Source organism: Streptomyces sp. NPDC020884 (assembly GCF_044333935.1).
In the GTDB taxonomy this organism is placed as follows: domain Bacteria; phylum Actinomycetota; class Actinomycetes; order Streptomycetales; family Streptomycetaceae; genus Streptomyces.
On the sequence record NZ_JBIRRY010000002.1, the window covers coordinates 330,222 to 351,132 of the forward strand.

A 20,911-nucleotide genomic window follows, 5' to 3' on the forward strand; every position below is an offset into this window, starting at 1 on the left:
GAGCGGGGGAAGGGACCGCTGCCCTTTGCGGCGACGGGGCGCCGTGCGCGGGTTCGCCCGCACCGCCCTCAGATCAGCCCGTGCCGCATCGCGTATCCCACCGCGTGGGCCCGGTTGCGCAGTTCGAGCCGGGTCGCCACCTCGTGCAGCACGTTCTTGACGGTGCGCTCCGAGTACGAGGTCTTCCGCGCTATCTCCGCGGTGTCGCAGCCCTCCGAGACCAGCCGGATCATCTCCGCCTCGCGCGCGGTGAGGGTGGAGAGGGTGAGTCCGCGGGGGTCGAGGACCGTCCGCTGGAGCGAGCTGACGTGGTCGAGGAGCTTGCCGAGCAGATCGCCCGGCAGGACGCCCTCGCCGTTGGCCATCGCCCGCACCAGGTGGACGAGCCGGTCCTGGTCGGCCTCGCCGCGCCGGAGGACGGCGGCGACCCCGCACTCGATCATGGTCTGGAGGGCGCCCGACTCGAAGGACCCGACGACCAGTCCGGTGCGGGTGGCGGTGTTGCGCTGGAGGCGGTGCAGGAGCTGGACGGTGGGCTCGTCGACCATGTCCACCACGACCAGGGAGACCTGCGCCCGGTCCGCCTCGGCCTCCGGCAGCAGTTCTATCTCGGGCCGTACGCGCAGTTGGTGGATCATGCCGGTCTGCAGGATCAGGTCCTCCGCGTACACCGCCACGGAGACCCTGCCCCCGGGCGCCGCCCCGGAGCCGGCCGCGCCTCGCTGCGACGCGTCGGGCCTGCGGTAGTGCCCCCGGGTCGTCGTGCTGTGCTTCGTGTCCGTGATCGTCGTCATCGTTCCGTGCCCGTCTTCCTCAGGTACTTCAGCCCGATATATCTGCCGCTGCTCGTGTCGCCCCACCGGTCGGGGGCATGGTGCGCGGGCCCGTGGAGGGGGTGCGGGGACACCGTGCCGGTGGGCCCTCGGGGCACCGCCCCTGCCCGCTTGTTGCCCTCGCGTCTCTGCTGCCGGACGGTGCGGGCGGCCTACCGTCGCAGAGTGACCACATCTGCCGAACTCGAAAGCCCCACGGTGACGGTGTCGCCTGGCGGTACCGCGACGACCAGCCTGACCGTGCGCAACGACGGCGACATCGTCGAGGCCTACACACTCGAAGTGGTCGGCGACTGCGCGGCCTGGAGCACCGTCGAGCCGGCGCGTGTGTCGCTGTACCCGGGCACCTCCGAGACGGTGACCCTCACCTTCGCCCCGCCGCGCTCCCACGAGGTCCGGGCGGGCGAAACCCCCCTGGCCGTACGGGTCCTGCCCGCGGAGCGGCCCGAGTCGGTGGTGGTCCCCGAGGGCACGGTGACCGTGGAGCCCTTCCACGAGCTCCGCGCGGAGCTGGAACCGCGCCGCCGCCGGGGCTGGCTGGGCGCCCGCTTCCGTACCGCGGTGCAGAACAAGGGGAACACCCCGGTCGACGTGGCCCTCACGGGCAAGCAGGCGGGGGAGGATCTGCGGCTGGCCTTCACGCCGGACAAGAAGCGTCTGGAGCCGGGCGAGTCGGCGGAGGTGCGGCTGAAGGTCCGGGCCCGGAAGCTGATCTGGTTCGGCGAGCCCGTCACCTGGCCGTTCGAGGTCCGGGCGGCCGAGGGCGTCGAGGACGGGGCCGAGGACGAGCAGTCCGGTGGATCCGAGCCGCTGCCCGGGGAGTTCGCCCAGATACCGGTGCTGCCCAAGTGGCTGCTGATCGTGCTGGCGGCGCTGCTGGCCCTGCTGATCGCGTGGTTCGCCCTGGTGCGGCCCGCGATCAAGAGCACGGCCAAGCAGGCGGCGACCGAGGCCGCACAGGAGGAGACCGCGCGCGGCAAGGAGCAGGGCTCGACCCCGCCGGGCGGTCAGGACAACCCGGCCGGCGGTCAGGGAGAGGGAACCGGTCCGGACGGAACGGGCCCCGGCACAGGCGGTGGCGGCTCCGGCTCGGGCGGTTCCGGCCCGGGTGGCGGCGGAGGCGGCGGCGGTCAGCAGGCCTCCGAGACCATCGACGTGCAGACCCGGGCGGGGGCAACGGAGGAGCGGGCCTACAAGGTTCCGGCCGGGAAGGTGTTCGGCGTCACCGACATCGTGGTGGCGAACTTCCAGGGCGACGAGGGCGTCGTGACGATCTCCTTCGGAGAGCGCAAGATCACGACCATCGCGCTGGAAACCTTCCGCAACCAGGACTATCACTGGGTCACCCCCATTCAGATTCCGGAGAACGCCACCGTCACCGCTTCCGTCACCTGTGCCAAGCCCGGCACCCCGGCCACCGGAACGCAGGCTTCCGGGTGCCATCAGGTTCTCAATGTCAGCGGCGTGCTGAGCGATCTCGCACGATAGAGACAGCGACGCCGAGCGTTCTGCTTCGCCTGTCGACGAGACAACAGCAGAAACCCGGCCGAGAGGAAGCCCGGCCTCCGGGGCGGTGGCGGATTCACCCTCCCGGATACCCCAGAGGTCTCGACCAGTTCGGTCGCCCGCGGCGGTGACGGCATCGGAAGAATATCCGCTTCCGATGGCCGTCAGAACGAACAGGCCTGCTCAGAAACGGTTCTGACGGTTCAAGGACGGTCGGCGGATGCCCGTTCGGAGCCTCCTCGCGCCCGCTTTCCCCCTCGCCGTCCGGCCGAATCCGCCCGGCTTCCTGGCGCATTCTGGCCGAATCGCGTCACCGCGGAACGATTCTCCGACGACCCCGGACGGCCCCCGGCCTTCCGGGGTTTACCGGGAAAAAGAGATACCAAACACATCGGGTCCCTGGCGCGCCGTCCGCTCTTTCGCCCAATCCCCGGCAGGGGAGGCATCGCCGGACTGTTCCGTAACACGTTGTTCTTGTTCTCTTCATGTCGCCCGGCGGAATAAGCGTCGGCGGCCGGGAATACGGCGCACGTTCCGACCGGCCCGCCAAGGGCAGCGTCCCCGGTGCGCGACGACCCGGAAAGGGCAGTCTCGTTGCCCCGCGCGCAGGACCCTGGGACCTACTCTCCGCCTGCCCGGCCGGTCAAGACTGGGCGGTGATCGAGTGACCGTCCAGAAGGAGCGAGCATGCCGTCGTACCTCACCCCCGGTGTTTACGTGGAGGAGGTGCAGTCCGGAGCACGGCCCATCGAAGGAGTCGGCACCGCGGTCGCAGCCTTCGTCGGCTTCGCCGAAACGGGCCCCTTCCACCAGCCGACCCTGGTGACCAACTGGGACCAGTACGTCCAGGCGTTCGGCACCTTCACCGCCGACACCTACCTCACGCACGCCGTCTACGGCTTCTTCGCCAACGGCGGCGGCGCGGCCTACATCGTGCGCATCGGCGGCCCCGCCCAGGGCGCGTCGGACGGTGCGGACCGGAGCGCGGTCGCCCAGGCCCCCGCACCCGTCGCGCTCGGCGGGTTCCTGATCTCGGCCAAGCCCGGCGCGGGCGCCGACCTCTCCGTGGAGATCGCCGACGCCGAGGGCGAGAACCCCCCGGAGGACCGCTTCCGGCTGCTGGTGCGCAAGGGCGGCAAGGCCGTCGAGACGTACGACGTCTCCACCCGCAAGAACGTCAAGGGCTACCTGGTCACCCAGGCCCGCGACTCCAAGCTCGTCCAGGTCACCGAGCAGCCCGGCACGGCGCAGAGCCGCCCGGAGAAGCAGACGCTCGCCCTCGCCCCGGCCGCCGCGGGCGCCCCCGGCTCCGGTGTGGCCCGGATCGACCCGTCCGAGTACGTGGGCGACGCCTCCGCGCGTACCGGGTTCGCCGGTCTCGAAGCGATCGACGAGATCACGATGGTCGCCGTCCCGGACCTGATGAGCGCCTTCCAGCGCGGGGACATCGACGCCGAGGGCGTCAAGACCGTACAGCTGGCGGTCATCTCGCACTGCGAGCAGATGGGCGACCGCGTCGCCGTCCTCGACACCCCGCCGGGCATGAACGCCCAGCGCGTGCGGACCTGGCGCAACGAGGACGCCGGCTACGACTCGCGCTACGCCACCCTCTACTACCCGTGGGTCAAGGTCTTCGACCCGGCGAGCGGCCGCAACTCCCTGGTCCCGCCGAGCGGTCACGTGGCCGGCGTCTGGGCGCGCAGCGACGGTGAGCGCGGCGTCCACAAGGCCCCCGCCAACGAGGTCATCCGCGGTGCGGTGGACCTCGAGATCCGCCTCAGCAAGGGCGAGCAGGACCTCCTCAACCCGATCGGCGTGAACTGCGTACGCGCCTTCCCCGGCCGCGGCATCCGCATCTGGGGCGCGCGCACCCTCTCCTCCGACCCGGCCTGGCGCTACCTCAACGTGCGCCGCCTCTTCAACTACCTGGAGGAGTCCATCCTCCTGGGCACCCAGTGGGTGGTGTTCGAGCCGAACGACGACCGTCTCTGGTCGAGCATCCGGCGCAACGTCACCGCGTTCCTCACCGAGGAGTGGCGACGCGGGGCGCTGTTCGGCCGCACGGCCGAGGAGGCGTTCTACGTCCGGTGCGACCGGAGCAACAACCCGCAGGAGTCGATCGACCTCGGTCAGGTCGTCTGCGAGATCGGTGTGGCCCCGGTGAAGCCGGCGGAGTTCGTCATCTTCCGTCTCTCGCAGTTCTCGGACAGCACCAGCCTCGTCGACGAGTGACCCTCGCGGTCCTCCCCCACCCCTTCACTCCCGATCGGAACAGGTGACACAGAGTCATGGCAGAGGGCGACGCTCTTTCCACCCACGTCTTCGGCGTACAGCTCGGCGGCTATCTCGTGGAGTCCATCCAGGAGATCAGCGGCATGACCGTCGAGGAAGAAGTCGTCGAGGTCCGTCAGGTGACCGCCGAGGGCAAGCAGATCATCCGCAAGCAGCCGGGCGCGCGCCAGGCGGGCGAGGTGACGATCACCCGCGGGCTCGACCAGAGCAGCGAGTTCACCACCTGGATCAAGGAGACCCTCAACAACGGGGCCGTCGACACCGCGCGGCAGAACCTCACGATCGAGATCAAGGACTCGACCGGTGAGACCGTGCGCCGCATCCAGCTGATGCAGGGCTGGGCCTCCAAGTGGGAGGGCCCCTCCCTCAAGGCCGGCGAGTCCAGCGCGGCGACCGAGACGGTGACCATCACCTTCGAGGAGATCGTGGTCGAATGAGGCGCAGGACCGTTACGCCGGGCGGCGGCCTCGAAGAAGTCCTGGACAACCTCGCCGCGGCGCCCGCCGCGCGCGAGGAGACCTCCGCGCCCGCTCCGGCCCGCCCCCGGGAACGGGATACGCTGCAGACGGAGTTCGCGTTCGAGCTGCCGCGCGGGTACGTCGACGACGAGGGCCAGGTGCACCGGAGCGGCACCATGCGGCTCGCGACGGCCCGGGACGAGCTGCGCCCGCAGATCGACCTGCGGGTGAAGGAGAACCCGGCGTACCTGTCCGTGGTGCTGCTGAGCCAGGTGATCACCCAACTCGGCCCGATCACCGATGTGCACGTCGGGGTCGTCGAGCGGATGTACGCGACCGACGTGGCGTTCCTCCAGGACTTCTACCGCCGGATCAACAGCGAGGGCCACACGCATGCCGCGGTGACCTGCCCGCTGTGCCACGGGTCGTTCGAGGTGGATCTCTCGGGTGGGCGCCTGGGGGAATCGTGACGTACGCGCTTCCCCGGCTGCGGGAGGAGATCGCGTACGTCGCCTACCACTTCCATTGGCAGCGTGAGGACATTCTCGACCTCACCCACGGCGAACGTCAGCAGTGGGTGCGGGAGATAGCGCGGATCAACACCCGCGTCAACGAAGGCGGGTGATCGTGTGGGGTTCGGGGACTGGTTCCGCCGGGCGGACCGGCAGTCCGGCGCACCCTCGCGGGAGAGCGGCGGATCCACCGGCGTACCCGCTCCTGCCCCGGCCCCTGCCCCCGCCTCCGCGATGTCGGGCGAGGGCGACGGCGGTACGGGCGACGGCGGCTGGGACGGCGGCTGGCGGCGGGTCGCCCCGCCTTCGGTGACCGTCGCCCGGTCCTCCATCGGGGTGAGCGACGGGCTGCGGTTCCGGTCGCGGCTCGCCTCGTGGCAGAACCCCGCCCTCGGCGGCGAACTCGGCCACGCCGTCCTGCCGTCGGCCCCGGTCGGCCTCATCCACGGCGTCGCCCGTCCGGGCGGCGCGCGGACCGCGTCCCCCGGCGGCCCCCTGCTGCTGCGCGCCGTCCGGCCCCCGGGCGCCGACGAGAACGCGGAGCCCGCGACGGACCTGTCTCCCGCGTCGGCGGGGAAGCGGAAGCCGGGCCCTGGAGCGCCGTCGGTCCAGCGGTCGGGCGGGGGCCGGGGTTCGGCCTCCTCCTCCTCCGACGCGTCCCGGTCGCTGCCGGGCTCATCCGGGTCCGCCGGCTCCACGGCCCCGTCCACCCGGTCCAACCCGTCCGCGTCTTCCGCGTCTTCCGGTGCCCGGTCCTCCGGCTCCGGGTCTACCGGCTCGGGGCCTGCCGCGCGGGCGGCGCGCGGCGGCGGCCCGCACACCGCGACGGCCCCGCCGCAGCCGCGGCAGGCAGCCGGCGGCAGCGGACCGGTCTCCGAGCAGCGGACCCGGCCCGCAGCCGTGCGTCCGCAGCGGATCGCCCCGCCGCTGATCGTCGCCCGCCGTCCGGCGATGCCGCTGCGGCAGATCGCCGGGCTCCCGCCCGCCACGCCCGCCGCTCCCCCCGCTCCCTCCAAGTCTTCGGCCGCTTCCGCCGCTTCCGCTTCGGTCCCGCCGTCCGCTCCGGCGGCTTCTCCCGCCACCCCGGTCCAGCGCGTCGCTGCCGAGCGGCAGAGCGGCCCGGAGCGTGCGGTTGCGCCCGCCTCGGACGGCGGCGCCCCGTCGCCCGGCCGTGCCCCCGGCGGGCTCCCCGCCGAGGCCGTCCGCCCGGCGCTGGGCAAACCCCTGCGCGAACTGCCCGCAGGGGCCCGGCCGGCCGGTGCCGATGGACCGGCGGGCGTCGTTCCGTCCGCCCCCGCGACGGATCGGCCGGCAGCGGAGCTGCCGGTGCTCCAGCGGCGGGCGTCGGACCCGCCGAGCCCTCCGGCCACGACGCCCACGACACCCTCCTCGCCCTCTTCGCGCTCTTCGTCCGCGTCGCCCCCGGGGGCCCCGACGCCCACGCCCCCGTCGGCCGGTTCGTCGAAGGCGTCGGCGCGGCAGCAGTCGCCGGACGGCCGACCCCGGACGCCTCGATCCGCCCAGCCGCCCCCGCCGTCGAAGCCGGCGCAGCCCGCCCCCTCGGTGCAGCGGGCAGCGGACCCGGACGGCACGACGCGGCCCGCGCCGCGACCCGACGCTTCCGGCGGCGCACGGGCCCGTGCGCGGGGCGGGATCGGCATGCCCCTTCCCTCGCTGCCGCCGACCGCCCGGCTCGGCGGCGACGCACCGCTGCTCGGTGACCGCCGGTCCGCCCGGACACCAACGGATCAGGGTCGGCCCCCGGGCCCCGGACCGACGACCGGTCCGGGCTCCGGGCCCGTGGTCCCGGACCCCGCCGCGACACCGCCGGGCGCGCCCTCCGCGATGCCGGTGCGGGCGGCCTCCCCCGTGCCCTCGGCGTCCTCGCCGGGACCGGCGGCCGTCCAGCGCGCGGCGGACTCCGACCCCGGCCGTACCCGCACCGGTACGCGGACGGGCGCGGCCTCCGCCGCTCCCCCGCCGCCGGTTCGCGTCCGGCCCGTCGACCGGGACCGGCCGACGGCACAGAGCTCCGGCGGTACGACGCCGTCGCCCGCGGTCCAGCGGTCACGGACCCTGCTCCCCAGCCGCGCCCTCACCGTGAACACCGGTTCCGCCGAAGGGTTCTCGGCCCCTCCGGCGACGACGGCGGGCGGCGGCACCGCGCGCCCGGTCGTGGCGGCCACCTGGCGGCGCGACGTACCGCAGCCGGGCGCCGGCGCTCCGGCCGCGGGTCCCGCAGGCGGGCGGACCGGCAGCCTGCCGAGCGTCCGGCGGCCGACGCCCTCCGGTGCGACGCCCGGCGCCCCGGTCCAGCGCTCCGCGACCGCGAACCCGGCCCACCGGGGCAGCACTTCCGCCACGGACCCGGCCCCCGCGCCCGCCCCCCGGAACGTCGGGCGCGGCGTGTCCTCCGGCGGTGTGCTCCAGCGACTCGTCCAGCGGTCCGGGCGGGCCGCAGCGCCCTCGCCCGTCCTTCCCGGCACGCCGCCGCCGCGGCACCAGCACGGGGCTCCCGGGTCAGGGCCGGCTCCGCAGCCGGCTCCCGGTCGCGACACCCGAACCCCGCAACAGGCCCCTGCCTCCGCCCCTGCCGTGCAACGCGCCGCCACCGCGCCGGCCGCCCCCGCCGCGCCGCTCGCCCCGGTGCTGCCACCAGCGATGCCGTCCCGGTCCGGGAAGGGGCCGATGCCCTCGGGACCCCCGGCGTCGTCCACGACCGCCCCCGGCCCGCGCCCCGTTCCCGTCGTCCGGCCGCATCCGCCCGCGGCGGCACGGGCGGAAGCCGCCGCCGTACCCGTACAGCGGCTGGCGATGCCGGTGGTGCCCGACAGCGCCCGTCCGCCCATCGCCGGTGCGGCCCCCGTGGCCGGCGCCGCTCCCGCCGGGCCGCCGGCCCTCTCCGTACGGGTGCCGCCCCGCGCGCCCGCGCGGGCCACCGGAGCGGGTCGCCCGGAGAGCAGGGCGCAGGCGGTCCAGCGCGCGGCGGCCCGCGCCGGGATCACCGGGGTTCCCGTGCAGGCGTCCACGGCCGGGCCCGCGGCCGGGGCGACGGGATCGCCCGCCGGATCCGACGACGCTTCCGACGCTTCTCCGGGGAACCGGCTGAGCGGAACGGAGATCGAGGAACTGGCCCGCCGGCTCCTCGACCCGGTGAGCCGGCTCATCCGGGCCGATCTGCGCCGGGGCAGGGAACGCAGCGGGCGGCTGCACGACGGCCGCCGCTGACGGCTCCGGGCACCGCCCCGGGCCCCGCCCCGCGCACCACCGCACGCCCCGACCCGTACGAGAGACAGCAGAGAAGACGAGAAACGCATGACGGACAACATCTTCGCGACGAGCGTGTTCTTCAAGCTCGCGATCGGCGGCAGCGACCTGGGCGCGTTCCACACCTGCTCCGGCCTCGGCGCCGAGGTGGAGATGGAGACGTACGCCGAGGGCGGCAACAACGGCTTCACCTGGCAGCTGCCGGGGCGGATCAGCTGGACGAACATCACGCTGACCCGCCCGGTGACCGCCGACACCCTCAAGATCGCGCGCTGGCTGAACGAGACGATCCAGCGGGTCGAACCCAAGGACGGCGAGATCGTGGCGCTGCGCCCCGACCTCAGCCGGATCATCAGCTGGCAGGTCCACGGCATCGTGCCGGTGCGCTGGCAGGGGCCGTCCTTCGACCCCGCCAACTCCGAGGCGGCGATCGAGACGCTGGAGATCGCGCACGAGGGTCTCGAGCCCTCCTGACCGCGCCCGGCACAACCAGGTACAGGAACCGGACGAAGGAAGGAGGAACGCAATGTCACCCGCGCTCCGCGCGAGCCGCGCTCGTGCCCAGCTGACCATCATGGAGCCGCCCTCGACCGTCGGCGCCAAGCCCGGCGGGGCGCTCGCCCGGCTCACGTTGCAGTTCAACCCCGCGCAGCTGTCGCTGAGCAAGAGCACCGAGTGGCGGCGCACTCCGTCCCGGATGGCCGGGCAGTCCGCGCTGCCCGAGTTCGTCGGCAGCGGGCCCCGGTCCCTGTCGCTGGAGGTCTTCCTCGACGCAACCGCCACCCACGACAACTCCGTGGAGAAGGCGGTGGAGAAGCTGATGACCGCCTGTGTCCCCACCCCCAAGAGCCTGGCCCGCAAGACGCCGGCCAGCCCCTGGGTGCGCTTCGACTGGGGGACGTCCAAGACGACCTCGTTCGACGGGGTGCTCTCCAACCTCTCGGTCTCCTACACCCTGTTCGACGTCGACGGGAAGCCGCTACGCGCCACCTGCTCCCTGTCGATCGAGGAGGCGAGCATCGGCCCGGCCGGCCAGAACCCCACCTCGGGTTCGAAGGAGGCACGGCGCACGCACCGGGTCGTGGCCGGGGACAGCCTGCCGCTGCTGGCCTGGCGGGAGTACGGCGACGCCACCGCCTGGCGGACCATCGCGCACGCCAACGACATCGACGACCCGATGCGGTTGACCCCCGGCAGTGAGCTCCTGGTGCCCGGACGGGAAGACCACCTGGCGGAGGAGAGCCGATGAGCGGCAAGGAAGCCCCCGGCCGCTCCTTCGCCGCCGACCCGATCGTCGAGGCGCCCGCCGAGCTGCCCGCCGCCTGGGCCACCCAGCTGGTGAGCTGTGTGGTCGACGAGAACGTGGGGCTGCCGGACACCGCCGTGCTGATGTACCGGGACCCCGACCACACCTTCCTCACCGCGACCGGCATCGGCATGGGCACCCCGCTGAAGATCTCGGTCGTCACCGCGCGGGACCGGGCGCGCGAGCGGCTGTTCACCGGGGAGGTCACGGCGGTCGAGCTGGACACCGACACCACCGGCTCGTTCACCGTGGTGCGGGCGTTCTCCAAGGCGCACCGGCTCCAGCGCGGCCGGAAGGTCGTGGCGTACCGGAACATGAAGACGGCGGACATCGTCCGCAAGGTCGCCGCCGGCGCGGGTCTCACCTGCGGAAAGGTCGAGGCCGCGCCGATCACGTACAAGCAGCTGACCCAGCCGAACGTGTCGGACTGGGAGTTCCTCCAGCACCTCGCGGCCGAGAGCGGGGCCACCGTACGGGTGGACGAGAAGGGCCGGCTCCAGTTCACCAAGCCGGACCCCGCCTCCTCCGCCCCCTCCCCCTCGACCTCCGCCACGAACAACCCGATGGTCCTGGAGTACGGGAACAACCTGCTGGCCCTGCGGGCGGTGCTGACCGGCGCGGACGGGGCGGACAGCGTCGAGGTGCGCGGCTGGAACGTCGACACCAAGACCCGGCTGGTGGCCCGGAAGCAGGCCGTCCGCAGCGATACGGTCACCCCCGGAATGAGCCCGTCGACGGCGGCCAAGATGTTCGGATCCAACTCCCTGACGACGATCGCCGACACCCCCTACCGCACCCAGGCGGAGACGCGTGCCGTCGCCGACTCGCTGGCGGCCTCGGTCAGTTCGGGCTTCGGGGAGATCGAGGCGGTCGCCTACGGGAACCCGCAGCTGCGGGCGGGCCTGCCGGTGGCCCTCGGCAATGTGGGGCCCGCGTTCTCCGGCCGCTACACCGCCACCGCCGCGCACCACGTCCTCGAACCGGACACCGGCTACCGCACGACGGTGATCGTCAGCGCCTCGCCGGACCGTTCGCTGTCCGGGCTGGCCTCCGGTGGGAACGCCCCCTCGCGCGGCCCGCGCATGCCGGGCCTGGCGATCGGGGTGGTCACCGACATCCGCGAGGAGGGCAGGGGCCAACGCGGCTGGGTGCGGCTGAAGTTCCCGTGGCTCGACGACACCTACGTCACCGACTGGGTCCGCACCGTGCAGTGGGGCGGCCAGGGCGGCGGCGGGGTGTTCAGCCCCGAGGTCAACGACGAGGTACTGGTCGGGTTCGAGCAGGGGCTGCTGGACAGCCCGTATGTGCTCGGCGGCCTCTACAACGGGATCGACAAGCCCTCGCCGCACGACGTCCCGCTGGTCGACCCGACGAGCGGCAAGGTCAACCGCCGCTCCCTGGTGTCGCGTTCAGGCAACCGGCTGGAGCTGCTGGACGCCCCGCGCGGCCCCTCCGGGGTGCGCATCGCCACCGGCGACAAGCGGCTGGACGTCGTGCTCGACGAGAAGAAGGGCGAGATCACCCTGACGGTGAAGGCCCTCGGCGGCACCCGGGAGCTCAGCTCGGTGACGCTGTCCGCGTCGGGCATCACGCTCGACGCCGGCGCCACCGGCGACGTGAACATCAGGGGCCGCTCGGTGAGCGTCAACGGCAAGACGGGGGTCACGGTCGACGGCGGACTGCTCGGGATCCTCAAGGCCAAGATCATCAGGATCAACTGACCCGGCCGCGCCCCCTGTCCCACGGCCCGTCCCCCACGGCCCGTCTCCCCGCGCTCCGACTCCCGCCCCCGCGACATCCCTCTCACAGCAAGGAGAACCCCGGCCATGCCCCCCGCAGCCCGCACGGGCGACAGCACCGCCCACGGTGGTCTCATCGGCTCCCCGCCCCCGGGCGCGGTGGCCGTGGCCACCGTGTTCATCGGCGGCCGGCCCGCGGCCGTCACCGGGAGCCTCCATGTGTGCGTCGTCCCGCCGCACGCCGCGCTGGGGCCGACCAACGTGATCATGCCCAACCCGGCCGCCGCGCTCACCGGTCAGGTGCTGATCGGCGGGCTGCCCGCCGCCCGGATGCGGGACAACACCAGTTGTGGCGCGCCCATCCTGAGCGGCGCGCTGAACGTCCTGATCGGGGGTCCGATGTGAACGGCAGCGGATTCATCGGGCGCGGCTGGGGCTTCCCGCTGCGGGTCGGGCCGACGGGCGGGATCGCGCTGGTCGAGCGGGACCGGGAGATCGAGGAGGCGATCGGCCTGGTTCTCGGCACCGCGCCGGGCGAGCGGCCGATGCGCCCGGAGTTCGGCTGCGGGATCCACGACTACGTCTTCGCGCCGGGCGACGGGGCGACGGCCGGGCGGATCGCGCAGGAGGTCCGCACCTCGCTGGAGCGGTGGGAGCCGCGCATCGAGGTGACGGACGTGGTGATCGCGTTCGACGCGATCGAGGAGGGCACGCTCTACATCGACGTGCACTACACCGTGCGGGCCACCAACGACCTGCGCAACCTCGTCTTTCCCTTCTACACGATCCCGTCGCCGGAGAGCTCTTCCGAGGGCTCGTCCGGAACTGCTCGGGAAGCGGGAGTGCGCTGATGGCCCTGCCTTCGCCCAACCTGGACGACCGGCGCTTCCAACAGCTCGTCGACGAGGCCAAGCGGTACGTCCAGCAGCGCTCCCCCGAGTGGACCGACCACAATGTGTCGGACCCCGGGGTCACGCTGATCGAGACGTTCGCCTACCTGGTCGACCAGTTGCTGTACCGGCTGAACCGGGTGCCGGACAAGAACTACGCGGCCTTCCTCGACCTGCTGGGCGTGACGCTGTTCCCGCCGACCGTGGCGCGGGCCGAGATCGACTTCTGGCTGTCCGCGCCGCAGCCGGAGACCGTGCACCTCCTGGCGGGCACCGAGGTCGCCACCGCGCGCGGGGAGGCCGAGGAGCCGGTGGTGTTCTCCACCTCCGACGACCTGCCGATCGTGCCGAGTTCGCTGGTCCGGCTGGTCACCGCGCCGGTGTCGGGCGACCAGACCGACCGGACCGCGCCGCTGGGCGCGGGCAAGGACATCCCGTGCTTCCAGGCCCGTCCGGAGCCCGGTGACGCGCTGCTGTTCGGGCTGCCGACGGCCGTGCCCCGGTGCATCGTCGCCGTCCGCCTGGACAGCCGGGTGGAGGGCGTGGGCGTCGACCCGCGTCAGCCGCCGCTGGTGTGGGAGGCGTGGGACGGGGCGCGCTGGGTGACGTGTGCGACCGGCACCGACAGCACCGGCGGGCTGAACCGGCCCGGCGAGGTCGTGGTGTTCGTCCCGGCCGGGCACACCGCTTCCGTCGTGGCGGGGACCCGGGCGGGGTGGCTGCGCTGCCGGGTCACCGCACCGGAGCCGGGCCAGCCGTTCTACTCCGAGTCGCCGACGATCCGGGAGGCCGAGGTGTTCACGGTCGGCGGCACGACGCAGGCGGAGCACGCGGAGACCGTCGTCGACGTGCCGCTCGGGGTGTCCGAGGGCGTCGCCGGGCAGCGGTTCTCGGTGGGCCGGGCGCCGCTGCTGCTGGACGGGGACCCGCCGGTGGTGCAGGTGTCGACGGACGAGGGCTGGCAGATCTGGACCCCGGTCGAGCACTTCGGCGCGTCCGGGCCCGGTGACCGGCACGTCCGGATCGACGCGGTCTCCGGGGAGTTCGCGCTCCCGCCGGAGGTGCGGGAGCCGGACGGCACGATGCGCGCGTACGGCGCGGTGCCGGAGAAGGGCGCCCAGCTCCGCGTGCCGCGCTATCGGACGGGCGGCGGGGCGGCCGGGAACGTGGCCCGGGGCGCGATCTCGGTGCTGCGCAGTTCGGTGCCGTACGTCGCGGGCGTGAACAACCGCGAGGCGGCGACCGGCGGCGTCGACGGGGAGACCGTCGAGAACGCGAAGGTGCGCGCGCCCAACATCCTGCGGGTGCAGGAACGGGCGGTGACGGCCGAGGACTACGAGGTCATCGCCCGGGAGGCCGCGCCGTCCCTGCGCCGCGTGCGGTGTCTGCCCGCCGTCGCGGGCGAGGCCGGTGCGGTCCGGGTGCTGGTGGTGCCCGACGCGGTCGCCGACGAGGACGGGCAGCTGCGGTTCGAGCAGCTGATCCCCTCGGACCCGGTGCTGGCCGCGGTCACCGCGCGGCTCGACGAACGGCGGCTGGTCGGCACCCGGCTGGTCGTGGAACCGCCCGCCTACCAGGGCGTCACGGTCGTCGCCCGGCTGGTGGCCGCCCCCGGGGACGTGGACCGGGTCCGGGCGGAGGCGCTGGAGGCGCTGTTCCGCCACATCGACCCGTTGCGCGGCGGGGCGGACGGCCAGGGGTGGCCGTTCGGCAGGCCGGTGCAGTACGGGGAGGTCTTCGCCGTGCTCCAGAACGTGGAGGGGGCCGGCCTGGTGGAGGACGTCCGGCTGTTCCCGGCGGACCCGATCACCGGCCGGCGCGGGGCGGCGGTCGACCGCGTCGACGTCGCGCCGGGGGCCCTGGTCTTCTCCCACCAGCACCAGGTGGTGGTCACCGCGAACGGGGCCGGTGAGGGCGTATGACCCGGGCCGCGATACCCGGGCTGCCGAGCCGGTACCCGATCGGCGGCCTGTTGCCCGCCCTGTACGCGGACGACGACCTGGCGCAGCGCTTCACAGCGGGCCTGGACACGGTGCTGGCACCGGTCCTGTCGACGCTGGACAATCTGCCCGCCTACTTCGACCCGTCGCTCGCGCCGGAGGACTTCCTGCCCTGGCTGGCGTCCTGGGTGGGCGTCGAGGCCGATCCGGCGTGGCCGGTGGAGCTGCGCCGGGCGGTCGTCGCCCGCGCCGTGGAGCTGCACCGGTGGCGCGGCACCCGGCGGGGTCTCGTCGAGCGGCTGCGGCTCTGCTGCGGTGTGCACGCGGACGTCCGGGACGGCGGGGGCGCCACCTGGTCGGCCCAGCCGGGGGCCGCCCTCCCGCCGCCGCCGACCGGTGAACTGCTCGTCCGGGTCTGGCCGGTGCGCGAGGGCGTCGCGGTGGACGCCCGCCGCGTCCTGGACGTCGCCACGGCCTCGTGCCCCGTCCACCTCACCTGCCGGGTGGAGGTCCTGCCGGGCCCGCCCGCGGCTCCCGAAGCTCCCGAAGCTTCCGAACAGACAGGAGGCTGACGTGATGCGTTCGTGCCCGGCGTGCGGTACGGCCAATGGCGAGAGTGACGACTTCTGCGGCAACTGCGGCGGCTACCTGGGCTGGTCCTCCCGGCCCGCGCGGCCGGCCCGGCCCGCGGATCCGGAGCCCGAGGCGGAGGTGGTGGCGGAGCCGGACGCCCCGGTGACGGCGGCCGAGCCCACGCCGGAGCCGGAACCGGCCGGGCCGACGACGACGCCCGCGCCGGATGCCGCCCCGTCCCCCCGACCGGCGCGCCCCGCCCCCGAGGACGCGGAGCGGCCCGCACCGGCGCCCTCGCAGGAGCGGCCCGAACCGCCCGCGCGCCCCGAGGCTCAGGCACCGCCCGCACCGCCCGCGCGCCCCGAGGCTCCGGCACGGCCCGCCCCGGCGCGCCCCGAACAGCCGCCGGGCCCGCCCCGGCCGGCTCCCACGCCACCGGCGGATCCCGCGCCCCCGAAGCCCCCCACACCCGCACCCGTGCCGCCGCAGCCCGCCACGCCGCCCGCGCAGCCAACGCCCGCGGCGGCGAAGCCGTCTGTGCCGCCCGTGCCCCCCGGGCGGCCCGCCCCCGCTCCCGTACGTCCCGGAATCCCGGCGTCCGCACCGGTGCCCAGGCCCGCGGCCGAACCGGCGGAGCAGGTCGGGGCGGTTCAGCCGGCCAAGCCGGTGACCCGGCGGCCGGTCGTGCGGCCGGTGGCGGCGGACGAGACGCCGGACGGTCCGCCCTGCCCGGCCTGCGGCACGCCGAACCTGCCGGGGCGGCAGTTCTGCCGGCGGTGCGCCGCTCCGCTGCGGCCCCGGGAGCAGTCGGCCGCCCTGCCGTGGTGGCGCACCGTGTGGCCGTTCCGCCGGCGGGTGCGCGGCGGTTCGGGCCGGGCGCTGCGGCGGACGCTGCTGGTCCTGGCCGTGGCCGGGCTGCTGGTGGCGGGCTTCCTGTTCTTCCCGCTGGGGCGCTACCTCTTCGAGGACGTCCGGGACAAGCTCGGCGGCACGGCGGAGATCAGCCCCACCGGGGTGTCCGCGAGCGCGGCGGCTCCCGGCCACCCGGCGAGCGCGGCGACCGACGGCCTGACGAACAAGTACTGGGGCGCGCCCGCCCTCGACGCGTCGCTGACGTGCTCCTTCGAGACGCCGTTCCGGCTGGTCGGCGTCGTCGTGCACACCGGTGTGTCGAAGGAGCCCCAGGAGTTCCGGCAAGGCGCGCGGCCGACCCGGGCGGACCTGTTCATCACCACGAAGGACGACAAGGTCCACGAGAAGACGGTGACGTTCAACGACAAGCCCGGCAAGCAGACGATTCGGACCGGCATCAGTGACGTCGTGTCCGTCCGCATGGTGCTGCGGGAGGCGGTCGGCCGGGGCGAGGGGCGGCCGATCGCGATCGGCGAGGTCGAGTTCTTCCGGCGCACCTGAGCCGGACGGCGGCGCTCCGGCCGGTTCACTCGGCCCCCGCCGCCCCACCTCCGTCACCCTGCCACCTCCGTCACGGGCAGCCCCAGAAGTTCACCAACTACCCAGGAGCGATCAGAGAGTTGATGCCGATCAAACAATTCCGGTCACAAATGGCTTCCCTCGACGCCCCCACAGGGGGTTGACTGGGCATTACACATGGTGACGTGCTCGCCCACCGGCTCACCGAGCCTGCCCTGACGCCGCGGCTCCCGGCGGAGGAAGGAGGACAGCGATGGCCCTCTCACCTCGTACGGTCTTCCCGCCGCCCGCCCTCCGGGCTCCGGCCGCCGCTTCCCGACGAGCCCGTCCCCTGCTCGATCACCCGGAACACGCCGTTCGCATCGTCCGCCCGTATTCATCAGACGAGGGGCAGCAATGAGCCAGATCACGTTACCGGCGTTTCACATGCCGTTCCAGAGTGCCGGGTGCCATCCGGGCCTGGCGAAAACCCGGGAGTCCGCCTGGGAATGGGCCGAATCCGAAGGGCTCGACCTTTCCGTCCCGGCCCGGCGGAAGATGATCCGGACCCGTCCGGAACTCTGGATATCCCTCATCTTCCCGCAGGCCACGCAGGAGCAACTCGACCTGTTCTGTCAATGGCTCTTCTGGGCCTTCCTGGTGGACGACGAGTTCGACGACGGGCCGGCCGGACGCGATCCGCTGATGTGCGAGAGGGCGATCACCCGCCTGGTGGACGTCTTCGACGGGGCCGCGCCGAACGGGCCGATGGAGCGGGCGCTCGCCGGGCTGCGGGAGCGGACCTGCCGGAGCCGCTCGCCGCAGTGGAACCGGCAGTTCCGGCGGGACACCGCCGCCTGGCTGTGGACGTACTACGCCGAGGCCGTCGAGCGGGCCGCCGGACAGGTGCCGAGCCGCGCCGAATTCGCCAAGCACCGCCGTGATTCGGTCGCCATGCAGCCCTTTCTCTGTCTGCACGAGATCACCGCCGGAATCGATCTCCCGGATTCCGCCCGGAGCCTGCCCGCCTATATCGCCCTGCGGAACGCGGTCACCGACCATTCGGGACTCTGCAACGACATCTGCTCCTTCGAGAAGGAAGCCGCTCTCGGGTACGAGCACAACGCCGTACGGCTGATTCAGCGCGACCGGGGATCCACGCTCCAGGAGGCGGTCGACGAGGCCGGTATCCAGCTGGCCCGGATAGCCGAACGGGTGCAGCGGGCGGAAAGGGAGCTGATCGAGGAGATCGAGGCGGCGGGCATCGGCGGCGCGACCCGGGCCGCACTGGAACGCTGCGTCCAGGACTACCGGGGGCTCGTGCGGGGAGACTTCGACTACCACGCGCGCGCCGAGCGCTACACCCGACCGGACCTGGTGGAGCTGGACGAACGGGACTCGCTGTCCCGGCACTTCGCCGCCTGAGCCGGCTGAGACGCCTGAGCCGCCAGACGCCGGCCCGGCCCGGCCCGGACGCTCTTCGGCCGATCGGCCGCCCGGGTGGTGTCGCGGACCACCGCTTCGGGGCAGGCATGTGCCGACGGCGGGAAGGCCGCCACGGTGGACCTGACGTCCTCCCCGCGAGAGAGGTTGGCAGGCATCATGTCCGACATCGTGGCGGGAACCTCCCCGCAGGTGACGACCGCCCACGGCACGGTGCGCGGTGCGGTGGAGCGGGGCGTCGCGGTCTTCCGCGGCATCCCGTACGCGGCTCCGCCGGTGGGGGCGCACCGATTCCGCGCGCCCGTGCCGCCCGAGCCGTGGGCGGGGGTGCGCGACGCCGTGGCGTACGGTCCGACGGCCCCCAAACGGCCCTACGCCCCGCCGCTCGACCGGCTGCTGCCCGATCCGGCGGTACCGGGCGACGGCTGGCTGAACCTCAATGTGTGGACGCCCGCGCCGGGTGCGGCCGGGCTGCCGGTGCTCGTGTGGATCCACGGGGGTTCCCTGGTGCACGGCTCCTCGGCGGTGCCGGTGTACGACGGGTCCGCGTTCGCCCGGGACGGGGTGGTCCTGGTCTCGGTCAACTACCGCCTGGGCGTCGAGGGCTTCGGGGTCTTCCCGGACGCGCCCGCCAACCGGGGGCTGCTGGACCAGCTGGCCGCCCTGGAGTGGGTGCGCGACAACATCGCGGCGTTCGGCGGCGCCCCTGACCGGGTGACGGTGGCCGGGGAGTCGGCGGGGGCGATCAGCATCGCCGCCCTGCTGGCCGCGGACCGGTCGGCGGGGCTGCTGCGGCGGGCGGTGCTCCAGAGCGGGGCGCCCGCCGCGCTGCCCCCGGCCACCGGGCGCGGGACGACCGGGCTGATCGCCCAGCGGCTCGGCGTGCCCGCCACGGCGGCCGCGCTGGCCGCCGTGGACCCGGAGGCGCTGCTGACCGCGCAGACGGAGGTCACCAGCGGCGGGAACCCGCTGACCGGCCGGCACTCCTTCCAGGTGGTCGTGGACGGCGAACTGCTGCCCCGCGACCCCGTGGAGGCGCTGCACGCGGGCGCGTCCGCAGGGGTCGACCTGCTGCTGGGGACGAACACCGAGGAGTACCGGCTCTGGTTCGTGCCCGGCGGTCTGACCGAGCGGATCGGCCGGCTGCGGCTCCGCCTGGCGCTGCTGAAGTTCCAGGTGCCGGGCGCCACCGCCCGGGTCTACCGCGCCAACCGGCCGGACGCCACCCCCGGCGAGCTGCTCGGCGCGCTCGCGACGGACCTGCTGCTGCGGGTCCCGCTCAACCGGCTGGCCGACGCCAGGGCGGGCGGGCCGGGCTCCACGCATGTGTACGAGTTCGGCTGGCCCACCCCCGTACAGCGGCTGGGGGCCTGTCACGCGCTGGAGCTGGGCTTCGTCTTCGACACGCTCGCCCACCCCGACACGATGGCCCTGACCGGCCCCGACGCCCCGCAGGAGCTGGCGGACGCGATGCACCGGGCGTGGGTGGACTTCGCGACGAGCGGAGACCCGGGGTGGCCGTCCTGGGACGCGCGGCGGCCGGTGACGGTCTTCGGTCCGGGGGCTCCGGAGCTGGTCCTGGCCCCGCGCGACGACGAGCTGCGCGGCTGGGAGCCGTACCGCTCGGACGACAGACCCTAGGGCCGCAGGGAGATCCAGTGCGGGTCGGGGACGACCGTCAGGACCGCCGAGACCACCACGACCAGGCCCAGCACGACCTGTTCGCGGCGGGCCAGCCGGTGCGCGACCGTCGGGTCGGCGTCCCGGAGCATCCGCCGCCGGGCCGCCACCGCCAGCACGCTGACCACGGCCACCAGCGCCAGCTTGACCAGCAGGGTGCGCCCGTAGGCGGAGGTGAGCACCACGTCCAGCGGCAGCCGGCGCAGGGTCGAGACCGTTCCGGTGGCGGCGAGGGCGGCGTACAGCCAGATCGCCAGGCGCGCGTACCGGCCGAGCAGCGCGCGGGCCGCGACGGGCGAGCCGCGCCAGAGCCACATGGTCCGCAGGACGTGCAGCAGACCACCGGTCCACAGCGAAGCGGCGGTCAGATGGACGACGGTGAGGGCCGCGCCGAACTCCGGGCTGTACGCCTCCGGATGCGCGCGCAGGGCCTCCGCGCCGATGACGACGGCGAGCGGGGCGAGCGCGAGGGCCGGGCGCCGGCTCGCGGCGCAGAAGGCGGCGAGGACCAGGCCGTTGGCGATGAGCAGGAGCAGTCCGCCCTCGCGGGTGCCGTAGGTCTCGGTGATCCCGAGGTCGCTGACGGCGGCGAGCCGGACGATCTGCCCGGCCGCGGCGGCCGCCCCGGCGACCGAGGCGGCGACCGCCCAGCTCCGTACGGCGGCAGGGGGGCGGCCCCGGACGGGCCGGACGATCCGGGGGGCGAGCAGTTCGCCCAGGTGGACGGCGAGGGCGGCGAACAGGACGGTGCGGAGCACGGTGGTGAGTCCTGCGGCGGGGATGCGCAGCTCTCCGGTGCCGCGTGCCACGAGGCCGGGGCCGAGGAGCGCCATGAGAAGCGCGAGGACGCCCGCGGCGCAGAGCAGGAGCGGCGTGGTCCACGAGCGGCCGGCCGGCGGTTCGGGCGGTCCCCCGGGTATCGCGCCGACCGGCGGCGCGTCGTCCGCCGACCGCGCAGCGGCCGCCGCGAGGGGTATGCCGGGTCCGGTCGGCGCGGCCGGGTCGGCAGGGGGTCCGGAGAACATCACGGCCCGATCCTCGCCGGTGGACCAGGACACAGCA

At 74.1% G+C, this 20,911-nt stretch carries 18 protein-coding genes; 16 read left to right on the forward strand and 2 right to left on the reverse strand.

The genetic code is table 11. The features are described from left to right. Positions 1 to 68: 68 nt before the first annotated feature. Positions 69 to 794 carry a response regulator transcription factor gene (locus ACH4UK_RS08310; RefSeq protein ID WP_398355219.1) on the reverse strand — a complete coding sequence of 242 codons (726 nt, stop codon included), beginning with the start codon at positions 792 to 794 and terminating at the stop codon, positions 69 to 71. Between the two features lie 237 nt (positions 795 to 1,031). On the opposite strand from ACH4UK_RS08310, the gene ACH4UK_RS08315 reads away from it, so the two are divergent. The 16 genes from ACH4UK_RS08315 (at position 1,032) to ACH4UK_RS08390 (ending at position 19,810) form a co-directional block, all read left to right on the forward strand. Further along, a complete protein-coding gene (locus ACH4UK_RS08315; RefSeq protein WP_398355707.1) occupies positions 1,032 to 2,321 on the forward strand; it encodes a hydrolytic protein in 1,290 nt (429 codons plus the stop codon). A gap of 705 nt (positions 2,322 to 3,026) precedes the next feature. Beyond that, positions 3,027 to 4,571, forward strand: coding sequence for a phage tail sheath family protein (locus ACH4UK_RS08320; RefSeq protein WP_398355220.1), 1,545 nt, complete (start codon positions 3,027 to 3,029; stop codon positions 4,569 to 4,571). A 56-nt stretch (positions 4,572 to 4,627) separates the two neighbouring features. Beyond that, positions 4,628 to 5,068 (forward strand): phage tail protein, encoded by a 441-nt coding sequence (locus ACH4UK_RS08325; RefSeq protein ID WP_073802749.1) that lies wholly within the window; start codon positions 4,628 to 4,630, stop codon positions 5,066 to 5,068. Then, positions 5,065 to 5,559 (forward strand): hypothetical protein, encoded by a 495-nt coding sequence (locus ACH4UK_RS08330; protein ID WP_398355221.1) that lies wholly within the window; start codon positions 5,065 to 5,067, stop codon positions 5,557 to 5,559. The genes ACH4UK_RS08325 and ACH4UK_RS08330 overlap by 4 nt, the downstream gene beginning before the upstream one ends. Further along, the gene (locus tag ACH4UK_RS08335; RefSeq protein ID WP_003966147.1) at positions 5,556 to 5,714 is read left to right on the forward strand and encodes a DUF6760 family protein; all 159 of its coding nucleotides are present in this window, start codon (positions 5,556 to 5,558) and stop codon (positions 5,712 to 5,714) included. Before ACH4UK_RS08330 ends, ACH4UK_RS08335 begins: the two co-directional genes overlap by 4 nt. Before the next feature lie 4 nt (positions 5,715 to 5,718). Further along, on the forward strand, positions 5,719 to 8,829 hold the full coding sequence (locus ACH4UK_RS08340) for a hypothetical protein (protein WP_398355222.1): 3,111 nt from the start codon (positions 5,719 to 5,721) through the stop codon (positions 8,827 to 8,829). Between the two features lie 87 nt (positions 8,830 to 8,916). Continuing rightward, positions 8,917 to 9,342 (forward strand): phage tail protein, encoded by a 426-nt coding sequence (locus ACH4UK_RS08345; RefSeq protein WP_018959947.1) that lies wholly within the window; start codon positions 8,917 to 8,919, stop codon positions 9,340 to 9,342. Between the two features lie 52 nt (positions 9,343 to 9,394). Beyond that, positions 9,395 to 10,117, forward strand: a complete 723-nt coding sequence (locus ACH4UK_RS08350) for a peptidase M23 (RefSeq protein ID WP_398355224.1) — start codon at positions 9,395 to 9,397, stop codon at positions 10,115 to 10,117. Next, positions 10,114 to 11,895, forward strand: a complete 1,782-nt coding sequence (locus ACH4UK_RS08355; protein WP_398355225.1) for a VgrG-related protein — start codon at positions 10,114 to 10,116, stop codon at positions 11,893 to 11,895. The genes ACH4UK_RS08350 and ACH4UK_RS08355 overlap by 4 nt, the downstream gene beginning before the upstream one ends. A gap of 105 nt (positions 11,896 to 12,000) precedes the next feature. Beyond that, positions 12,001 to 12,318, forward strand: a complete 318-nt coding sequence (locus tag ACH4UK_RS08360; RefSeq protein WP_398355226.1) for a PAAR domain-containing protein — start codon at positions 12,001 to 12,003, stop codon at positions 12,316 to 12,318. After that, positions 12,315 to 12,764: a GPW/gp25 family protein gene (locus ACH4UK_RS08365; protein WP_398355227.1), complete on the forward strand. Its 450-nt coding sequence runs from the start codon at positions 12,315 to 12,317 to the stop codon at positions 12,762 to 12,764. The genes ACH4UK_RS08360 and ACH4UK_RS08365 overlap by 4 nt, the downstream gene beginning before the upstream one ends. Next, positions 12,764 to 14,725 (forward strand): putative baseplate assembly protein, encoded by a 1,962-nt coding sequence (locus ACH4UK_RS08370; protein WP_398355228.1) that lies wholly within the window; start codon positions 12,764 to 12,766, stop codon positions 14,723 to 14,725. Before ACH4UK_RS08365 ends, ACH4UK_RS08370 begins: the two co-directional genes overlap by 1 nt. After that, positions 14,722 to 15,315, forward strand: coding sequence for a phage tail protein I (locus tag ACH4UK_RS08375; RefSeq protein ID WP_398355229.1), 594 nt, complete (start codon positions 14,722 to 14,724; stop codon positions 15,313 to 15,315). The genes ACH4UK_RS08370 and ACH4UK_RS08375 overlap by 4 nt, the downstream gene beginning before the upstream one ends. Positions 15,316 to 15,319: 4 nt before the next feature. Then, positions 15,320 to 16,729, forward strand: coding sequence for an NADase-type glycan-binding domain-containing protein (locus ACH4UK_RS08380; protein WP_398355230.1), 1,410 nt, complete (start codon positions 15,320 to 15,322; stop codon positions 16,727 to 16,729). 444 nt (positions 16,730 to 17,173) lie between these two features. Beyond that, entirely contained in the window at positions 17,174 to 18,151 is a 978-nt protein-coding gene (locus ACH4UK_RS08385; protein WP_398355231.1) for a terpene synthase family protein, read from the forward strand. 177 nt (positions 18,152 to 18,328) lie between these two features. Then, positions 18,329 to 19,810, forward strand: a complete 1,482-nt coding sequence (locus tag ACH4UK_RS08390; protein WP_398355233.1) for a carboxylesterase/lipase family protein — start codon at positions 18,329 to 18,331, stop codon at positions 19,808 to 19,810. Here the strand turns inward: ACH4UK_RS08390 and ACH4UK_RS08395 are convergent. Continuing rightward, the gene (locus tag ACH4UK_RS08395) at positions 19,807 to 20,874 is read right to left on the reverse strand and encodes a CopD family protein (protein WP_398355235.1); all 1,068 of its coding nucleotides are present in this window, start codon (positions 20,872 to 20,874) and stop codon (positions 19,807 to 19,809) included. The genes ACH4UK_RS08390 and ACH4UK_RS08395 overlap by 4 nt on opposite strands. Positions 20,875 to 20,911: the final 37 nt, after the last annotated feature.

What these genes read in the sequence shown, in the direction of transcription:
- ACH4UK_RS08310 (WP_398355219.1), bottom strand. Translation starts at nt 794, where the DNA reads ATGACGACGATCACGGACACGAAGCACAGCACGACGACCCGGGGGCAC.
- ACH4UK_RS08320 (WP_398355220.1), top strand. Translation starts at nt 3,027, where the DNA reads ATGCCGTCGTACCTCACCCCCGGTGTTTACGTGGAGGAGGTGCAGTCC.
- ACH4UK_RS08325 (WP_073802749.1), top strand. Translation starts at nt 4,628, where the DNA reads ATGGCAGAGGGCGACGCTCTTTCCACCCACGTCTTCGGCGTACAGCTC.
- ACH4UK_RS08330 (WP_398355221.1), top strand. Translation starts at nt 5,065, where the DNA reads ATGAGGCGCAGGACCGTTACGCCGGGCGGCGGCCTCGAAGAAGTCCTG.
- ACH4UK_RS08345 (WP_018959947.1), top strand. Translation starts at nt 8,917, where the DNA reads ATGACGGACAACATCTTCGCGACGAGCGTGTTCTTCAAGCTCGCGATC.
- ACH4UK_RS08350 (WP_398355224.1), top strand. Translation starts at nt 9,395, where the DNA reads ATGTCACCCGCGCTCCGCGCGAGCCGCGCTCGTGCCCAGCTGACCATC.
- ACH4UK_RS08355 (WP_398355225.1), top strand. Translation starts at nt 10,114, where the DNA reads ATGAGCGGCAAGGAAGCCCCCGGCCGCTCCTTCGCCGCCGACCCGATC.
- ACH4UK_RS08360 (WP_398355226.1), top strand. Translation starts at nt 12,001, where the DNA reads ATGCCCCCCGCAGCCCGCACGGGCGACAGCACCGCCCACGGTGGTCTC.
- ACH4UK_RS08370 (WP_398355228.1), top strand. Translation starts at nt 12,764, where the DNA reads ATGGCCCTGCCTTCGCCCAACCTGGACGACCGGCGCTTCCAACAGCTC.
- ACH4UK_RS08375 (WP_398355229.1), top strand. Translation starts at nt 14,722, where the DNA reads ATGACCCGGGCCGCGATACCCGGGCTGCCGAGCCGGTACCCGATCGGC.
- ACH4UK_RS08380 (WP_398355230.1), top strand. Translation starts at nt 15,320, where the DNA reads ATGCGTTCGTGCCCGGCGTGCGGTACGGCCAATGGCGAGAGTGACGAC.
- ACH4UK_RS08385 (WP_398355231.1), top strand. Translation starts at nt 17,174, where the DNA reads ATGCCGTTCCAGAGTGCCGGGTGCCATCCGGGCCTGGCGAAAACCCGG.
- ACH4UK_RS08390 (WP_398355233.1), top strand. Translation starts at nt 18,329, where the DNA reads ATGTCCGACATCGTGGCGGGAACCTCCCCGCAGGTGACGACCGCCCAC.
- ACH4UK_RS08395 (WP_398355235.1), bottom strand. Translation starts at nt 20,874, where the DNA reads ATGTTCTCCGGACCCCCTGCCGACCCGGCCGCGCCGACCGGACCCGGC.